This is a genomic window from Conexibacter sp. CPCC 206217, assembly GCF_030646165.1.
In the GTDB taxonomy this organism is placed as follows: domain Bacteria; phylum Actinomycetota; class Thermoleophilia; order Solirubrobacterales; family Solirubrobacteraceae; genus Conexibacter.
Window position 1 is genome coordinate 1 of sequence record NZ_JAUTDO010000020.1, and the last position, 8,382, is coordinate 8,382.

Annotated in this window: 2 protein-coding genes and 1 pseudogene; all 3 read left to right on the forward strand. The window is 72.0% G+C overall.

Going from position 1 to position 8,382, the window contains the following annotated elements; genetic code table 11:
* Positions 1-1,024, forward strand: a pseudogene (locus Q7L65_RS27530) (metallophosphoesterase); the annotation flags it as partial.
* Between the two features lie 154 nt (positions 1,025-1,178).
* On the forward strand, positions 1,179-5,477 hold the full coding sequence (locus Q7L65_RS27535) for a phosphodiester glycosidase family protein (protein WP_304726671.1): 4,299 nt from the start codon (positions 1,179-1,181) through the stop codon (positions 5,475-5,477).
* Positions 5,478-5,598: 121 nt separating this feature from the next.
* On the forward strand, positions 5,599-8,382 hold a 2,784-nt coding region (locus Q7L65_RS27540), incomplete at its 3' end, for a phosphodiester glycosidase family protein (RefSeq protein WP_304726673.1).

The window sequence follows — 8,382 nt, forward strand, 5'->3', positions numbered from 1 at the left end:
TCAGCTGACCGCGCTGAAGACGGGCTCGGTCGACGTCACCGTCGCGGCCGACTCGATGAGAGACAGCGACGACATGTCGCCGATCACGACGACGAAGACGATCAACGTCGTCGCCTACACGGGCCCCGGCGCGAAGGCGTCGATCACCGCTCCGGTCTTCCCCGACCAGGCGGCCACGACGATCGGTGAGGGTCAGCCCGTCACCGTCGCCAACACCGGTGACGAGCCGCTCGAGCTGAAGCTCGGCAGAATCGTCGCCACCGACGGCCCGCAGGGCGACTTCGTCGTCGCCGACAACACCTGCTCCCACGTCGCGGTCGCCCCCGGCGACTCGTGCACGGTGCTGGTGCGCTTCGCCCCGTCGCGTCAGAACGCGACCTCCAGCGCGAAGCTCGTGTTCGACGCGAACACGGCCGAGCGTCGCCACACGGTCACGATCACCGCCAACTCGACCGGTCTGCCGAAGGGCGACAAGGGCGATGACGGCATCCCCGGCATCCCCGGTGAGGACGGCCCGGCCGGCATCCCCGGCCAGGACGGGAGAGACGGCGCCGACGGTGTCGACGGCAGAGACGGCGCCAACGGCGCCGACGGCAGAGACGGCGCGCAGGGCCCGCAGGGTCCGGTCGGCCCGCAGGGCGAGACCGGTCCGATCGGTCCCGTCGGCAGCAACGGCGCCGACGGCGCTCAGGGCCCGGCCGGTGCGGCCGGTGCCAAGGGTGACAAGGGCGACGCCGGTGCCAGAGGCGCCAAGGGCGACAAGGGCGCGCCCGGTCGCGACGCGATCGTCACCTGCACGATCAGAAGCAGCAGAGTCACGTGCAAGGTCACGTACTCCAGCAGAGCCGCGAAGAACGCCAAGGTCAAGAAGACGGCCAAGGCGAGCCTCGTGCGCAACGGCCGCACCTTCGCCAAGGGCAGCGTCAGCAGCCTGAAGGCGACGCGCAGAGTCGCGCGCGGCAAGTACACGCTGCAGGTCGGCAGCGGCAAGACGGCGCAGAAGTTCGCCGTCACCGTCCGCTGACAGGCAGCGACCCGCGGCACGCACCACCGCACCACCCGCCCGCCGCGCCGGCCTCGTGCCGGCGCGGCGCTGCGGCGCGAGCACCATCGCCGGTCGCGCGCCCTCTTCGCGCGGCCGGCGGCTCCCGCAGTACTCACCTTCCAGGAGACCACCTTTGCTTCCCACCACGCCGCCGTCCGCGCGCCGTCGCCTGCGCGCGACGCTCGCCGCCGGCGCCGCAATCGCGCTCGTCGCTCCCGCAGGAGCCAATGCGGCCGACCTGCTGACGCTGACGGACACGCACGAGAAGATCGGCCCCGGCATCGAGCTGCGGCACCTCGAGACGCTCGGCTCCAGCGGCTGGACCGACGCGCAGGTGCTGAGCGTCGACCTGTCGCAGAGAGCCGTTTCGACCGACCTGCTGATGGCCGACCACGTCGGGCAGGCCGCCGGCCTCACCAGCATGGCCAGATCGGCCGGCGCGATCGCCGGAGTCAACGGCGACTTCTTCGACATCGGCAACTCCGGCGCAGCGCTGCGCCCGGCCGTCAGATCCGGCAGATTGGTCAAGTCCGGTGACGACGACAACGTCGTCGGCGTCACCAACGGCCGTCTCGGCACGCTCACCTCGATCGCGCTCGAGGCGACCGCGACGTTCCCCGACGGCCCGCACGCGGTCCGCTCGTTCGACGCGCTCGGCCGGGGTGCCAACACGATCGCCGCGTACACCCCGAACTGGGGCGCCTACTCGCGCGCTCTGGCGACCGGCACCAGCAGCGACCGTGCCGAGGCGATCGTCACCGACGGCGTCGTCGTCTCGGTCGACCCGGCCGACGCCGGCGAGGGCGTCCTGCCCGCCAACACGATCGCGCTCGTCGGCCGTGAGGCCGGCGCCGCCGCGATCCGCACGCTGAGAGTCGGCGACGCGGTCGACTTCCAGTACAGAATGAACGGCGAAGGGGTCGACGACCTCAAGTTCGCGATCGGCGCCGCGCAGCGGCTGCTGCTCGACGGCGTCGTGCAGCCGCAGGGCGACCAGTCGAACGCGCCGCGCACCGCGGTCGGCTTCACCGCCGACGGCAGAACGATGATCCTCGCCGTCGCCGACGGCCGTCAGACGAGCGTCCTGGGCCCGAGACTGGCCGAGATGGGCGAGCTGATGAAGTCGCTCGGCGCCGACGACGCGGTCAACCTCGACGGCGGCGGCTCCAGCACGCTGATCGCGCGCCCGCTCGGCGCGGCCTCCCCGACGATCCGCAACACGCCGTCCGACGGCAGCGAGCGCGCGACGCCCAACGGCGTCGGCATCTTCCTGCAGCCGGGCAGCGGCGTCGCGGACCAGCTGCTGGTCAGCACCAGCGGCGACGAGGCGCGCGTCTTCCCCGGCCTGCACCGCACCTTCGCGGTCAGAGCCGCGGACGAGAACGGCGGCCCGGTCGCGCTCCCGCGCGGCGACGTGCGCTGGAGTGCGAACAAGGGCGAGGTCTCCGGCGGGCTGCTGAGGGCACCGGACGCGCCCAGAACGACGCTGACGGTGCGCTCGACGACCGACACGCTGCAGGCGACGACGACGGTCCGCGTGCTGGGCGAGCTGACGCAGCTCGACCCCTCGCGCGCCCGCCTCTCGTTCACCGACACCGACAGCGCCGCCTCGCCGCTGACGCTGACCGGCCGCGACGCCGACGGCTACGCGACGACGATCGACGCCAACGACCTCAGACTCGACTACGACCACGCGGTCGTCGCGATCGCGCCCTCCGGCAGCGGTCTGAGAGTCACGCCGGTCGGCAACGGCGCGACGGTGCTGACCGTCAGAGCCGGCGCCGAGACGGTCACGATCCCGATCACGGTCGGCTTCCAGACGCTCCCCGTCTCGGGCTTCGACACCGACGGCGTGTGGAGATTCCGTCACGACCGCTCGCCCACGGGCGGCGTCTCGCTGACCGACGACGGCCACACCGGCAAGGGCCTCAGAGTCGACTACGACTTCACCGAGGCGACGGCCACCCGCAGCGCGGGCGCGGTCCTCAACAGACAGATCACGCTGCCGGGCCAGCCGCTGCGCGTCTCCGTCTGGGTCAAGAGCGACGGCAACGGCCAGTGGCCGACGATCTCGCTGCGCGACGCCTCCAGCGCCGCCGGCAGAGTGATGGACCTGCGCGGCGACTACCTGACGAGACCGGGTTGGACGAAGGTCACGACCTCGCTGCCGACCAGCGGCGTCGTCTACCCCGTGCGGATCGACAACGTCCGTCTGATCGAGACCGCGGCGGCGAGACTGTACAGAGGCTCGTTCGTGCTCGACGACCTCGAGGTCGACGTGCCGAGCGAGATCTCGACGCCGGCCGAGCCGCCGCTGAAGGCGGACCGGCTGATCGACGCCGACGGCAGACTGCCGACCGGCGGCGACCGCTTCCAGTTCGCGACGCTCTCCGACGTCCAGTTCACCGCCGCGAACCAGGAGCTGGTGCCGGTCGCGACGGCCGCGCTGAAGCGCATCCGCGCGCAGAGACCGGACTTCGTGATCCTCAACGGCGACATCGTCGACACCGGCTTCCAGGCCGACGTCGACCTTGCGAGAACGGTCCTGACGCAAGCCGGCTGCGACCTCGTCGAGGCCGGCCAGCCGGTTCCGGCGGCGACCGCCAACACGGTCCCCTGCTACTACGTGCCGGGCAACCACGAGTCCTACGGCAGCGACAACCTGAACGCCTGGTCGGCTGACTTCGGCAGACCGTACGGCACGTTCGACCACAAGGGCACGCGCTTCGTGCTGCTGAACTCGACCCGCGGCTCGCTGCGCGGTTCGGACTTCGGCCAGCTGCCGATGCTGCAGGAGGCGCTGCAGAGCGCCAAGGCCGACCCGTCGATCCACGACGTGATGGTCTTCGCCCACCACCCGACCAACGACCCCGACCCGGCGGACGCCAGCCAGCTCGGCGACCGCATGGAGGTCGAGCTGATCGAGAGACTGCTGTCTGACTTCCGCGCCGATTCCGGCAAGGGCGTCGCGATGGTCGGCTCGCACGCGCAGATCGTCAACGTCAACCGCGTCGAAGGCGTCCCCTACGTCGTGCTGCCGTCCTCCGGCAAGTCGCCGTACGGCACGCCGGACCGCGGCGGCATGACCGGCTGGGTGCGCTGGAGCGTCGACGGCGCCGCGAACGCGGCGGGCGACTGGCTCGACGCCGACGTGCGTCCGTTCGCGCAGTCGATCGACCTGAGCGTCCCCGCGACGCTCGAGGTCGGCAGCTCGGCGCCGATCGGCGGCGAGCTGGTGCAGCCGTCGGGCGTCTCCAACGGCACGCGCCGCGTGCCGCTGCGCTACCCGATGTCGGTCCGCTGGAGCGGCTCCTCGACGCTGGCGCTCGGCGCCGGCGACGCGGCCGTCGAAGCGGCGCGCGACGCCGGCAAGGTCGCGATCCTCGACCCCGCCACGGGCGCCCTGACGGCGCTCAAGACGGGCACGGTCGCGGTCGTCGCCGAGGCCGACTCGATGAGAACGGGCGACGACATCAGCCCGATCCGCGCGCAGAAGACGATCACGGTGACGCCCTCCACGGCGCCCGGTCCGAAGGCCTGGATCAGTGCGCCGACGTTCCCGCTGCAGCCGGCTGAGACGGTCGGCCTGGGGCAGGAGCTGAGAGTCGCCAACACCGGCGACCAGCCGCTGAAGCTGACGTTCCAGCGGATCGAGACGCTCGAGGGCCCGGCCGGCGACTTCATCGTCGCCGCCGACGGCTGCACGGGCACGACGGTCGCCCCGGGCGCGTCCTGCACGCTGCTGGTGCGCTTCGCGCCGGCGCGTCCGGACGCCGTCTCGACGGCGCGCTTCGTGTTCGCCTCCAACGCCGCCGAGGCGCGCCACACGGTGACGGTCAGTGCGACCAGCACCACGGCGCAGTGGGAGAGAGGCGACCAGGGCGACCAGGGTCCGCAGGGCCCGACCGGCGACCAGGGCCCGCAGGGCGAGGCCGGCAGAGACGGCGCCGACGGCGCTGACGGCAGCAACGGCGCCGACGGCGCCAACGGCAGCGACGGCGCGACCGGCCCGGTCGGCGAGCTCGGCCCCGTCGGTCCGATCGGCGCTGACGGCGCGGGTGGTCCGGCCGGTGCCAACGGCGCGACCGGCCCGGTCGGCGTCGACGGCCCGAAGGGCGACAAGGGCGACACCGGCAACGCCGGCGCCAAGGGCGAGACCGGCGACAGAGGCCGCGATGCCACCGTCGTCTGCTCGATCAGAGGCGGCACGAGCGTGAGATGCACGATCACGTACACAGGCAGAGCCGCCTCGAAGAAGTCCGCCAAGGTCAAGAAGAACACCTCGGCGAGCCTGCGCCGCAACGGCCGCACGTACGCGCGCGGCACCGTCGGCAACCTGAAGGCGACGCGCAAGCTCGCCCGCGGTCGCTACACGCTGCGCGTCGGCAGCGGCCGCAACGCCACGCAGTTCGCGGTGACGGTCCGCCGCTAGGCAGCACCGCAGCACCTGACCACAGCAGCAACCAGCAACGCAGACCACCGCCGCGCCGGTCCCGGCGCGGCGGTGGCCGTTCAGGCCCCGCTCGCCCCGCTCCCCGGCTCAAAGGAACCCGTTGAATCCTCCGTCCCAGGCCCGGCGCTGGTCGCGCCTGCCGGCGCTGCTCGCCGCCACCGCGGCGCTTGCAGCGCTCCCCGCCGCCGCGCAGGCCGCCGACCAGCTCACGCTCGTCGACCAGACCGAGCAGCTCGGCCCCGGCCTCCAACTGCGTCACGTGAAGGCGCTCGGCGCCGCTGGCTGGACCGACTACCAGGTCCTCACCGCCGACCTCTCCAACGGCGCGATCTCGTCCGACCTGCTGTCCGGCGACGTCGTCGCCTCGCGCGCGCCGACCTCGCAGTGGGCCAACAGCGCCGGCGCCGTCGCGGCCGTCAACGGCGACTTCTACGACATCGACAACTCCAACGCCCCGACCGGCTCCGCGATCAGATCCGGCGAGTACCTGAAGTCGTCCAACTACGACGCGCGCACGCGCCCGACCGCCGGCGTCACCAACGACGGCATCGGCCAGCTCGTCGACATGACGATCGACGCGAGAGCCGTCCTCAACGGCGGCGCGCGCACGATCCGGCAGATCAACACGGCCGGCGCCGCGCCGACCGACGGGCTCGTCCTGTTCACGCCGAAGTGGGGCACGTACAGCCGCGCGCGGGCCTTCGTCAACGCCAGAGACGTCGCCGAGGTGCTGGTGCGCGACGGCAGAGCCGTCGAGGTCCATCCCGACAGCATCGGCGGCGGCCCGATTCCGGCCGACGCGTACTACCTCGCCGGCCGCGACAGATCCGCGCAGGCGATCCGCAGACTGGCCCCCGGCAATCCGGTCACGGTCAACTACGGCCTCACCGATGCCGTCGCCAGACAGCTGCGCTTCGCCGTCGGCGGCAACGCGATCCTGATCAGAGACGGCGCGATGCTGCCGAGACTCGACGCGACGGTCGACCCGCGCACGGCGATCGGCTTCAAGGACGGCGGCAGAACGATGCTGCTGCTGACGACCGACGGCCGCGACGCGACCGTCCCGGGCATGAGCTCGCAGCAGGTCTCCGACGTGCTGCTCGGGCTCGGCGCCGACTCCGCGATGAACCTCGACAGCGGCGGCTCGACGACGATGGTCGCGCGCCGCGTCGGCGACGACAGAGCGACGCTGCGCAACGATCCCTCCGACGGCAGCGAGCGCGCGGTCGCCAACAGCGTCGGCCTGTTCGTCAGACGCGGCAGCGGCGTCGCCGAGCAACTCGTCGTGACGCCCTCCGGCGACGACGCACGTGTCTTCCCCGGGCTGCACCGGACGCTGCGCGCCTCCGCTGTGGACGACAACCTCGTGCCGGTCGCGCTCGCACGCGGCGACGTGCGCTGGTCGGTCAACGAGGGCAGCGTCGACGGCGGCCTGCTGAAGGCGCCCGAGAACGTCTTCGGCCAGCTGCGCGTGCGCGCGACGACCGACACGGCGCAGGCCGATGCGACCGTCAGAGTGCTCGGCCCGCTCAGCTCCGTCGAGCTCGACAGAACGCGGCTCGCGATCCACTCGGCCGATGCGTCCGACGCGGTCGTCGTGAAGGTCACCGGTCGCGACGACGAGGGCTTCACCGCTCCCGTCGGCGCCACCGACCTCGACCTCGACTACGACGATTCCGTGATCGACGTGCGGCCCGCTGGCGACGCGCTGAAGATCGTCCCGAAGTCCGTCGGCGGCACGCTGCTGCACGTCCGCGTCGGCGATCAGGAGGCGGCGCTGCCGATCTCCGTCGGCGGCGAGACCGCGACGCAATACTCGTTCGACGACGACGGCGCGAACACGCGCTGGGTCACCAACGGCACGACCAGCGCCAGACTCGTCAACACGCCCGAGGGGCTGCAGCTGTCCTACGGCGCGTCGCGCAACATGGGCTTCAACGCCCGCAACGCCTGGGACGACGGCGTGCCGCTGCCGGGCCAGCCGCTGGCGGTCCGCATCAGAGTCCGCGCAAGCGTTCCCGTCTCGCTCACGTACGCGGTCTTCCGCGACCCGTCCAACGTCGCGGTGACGGTCTACGGGCCGGCGCTGAGAGGCGACAACCACTGGGAGACGGTCGAGTTCACGCCGCCCCCGTCGACGAGGTTCCCGGTTCGCTTCAGCTACTTCCAGGCGATCGAGACGAACACGTCGCTGCAGAGAGACGGCGTGCTGACGTTCGGCGGGATCGAGACCGACAACCCCAGCCCGGTCGAGCTGCCGGCCGAGGAGCCGCTGCGCGCCGACGCGCTCGTCTCACCGGACGGCACGCTGCAGGACGACGCCGACTTCACGTTCGCGTCGCTGTCCGACGTGCAGTTCACGTCGAGCGACCCGGAGCTGGCGAAGGTCGGGATCGCGGCGCTGAAGCGGATCCGTGCGACGCACCCGGACCTCGTCGTGCTGAACGGCGACGTCACCGATCGCGGCGAGCCGGCCGACCTGACGCTTGCGCGCCAGACACTGGAGCAGGGCGGCTGCGACCTGATCAGACTCGGCGAGCCGGTGCCGGATCCGAGCGGCGACCGCGTGCCGTGCCTCTACGTGCCCGGCAACCACGAGTCGTATGTGACCGCCGGACAGGGCACGCTCGACGCCTTCCGCGCCGAGTTCGGCAGAGCGTATGGGACGTTCGACCACAAGGGCACGCGCTTCATCCTGCTCAACAGCTCGCTCGGCACGCTGCGCGGCAGCGACTGGGCGCAGCTGCCGATGCTGCAGGAAGCGCTCGCGAGCGCCGCGCAGGACGACGCGATCGACGACGTGATGGTGTTCGCGCACCATCCGGTGCTCGATCCGAGAGACACGCACGACTCGGAGCTGGGCGACCGCACCGAGGTGCAGCTC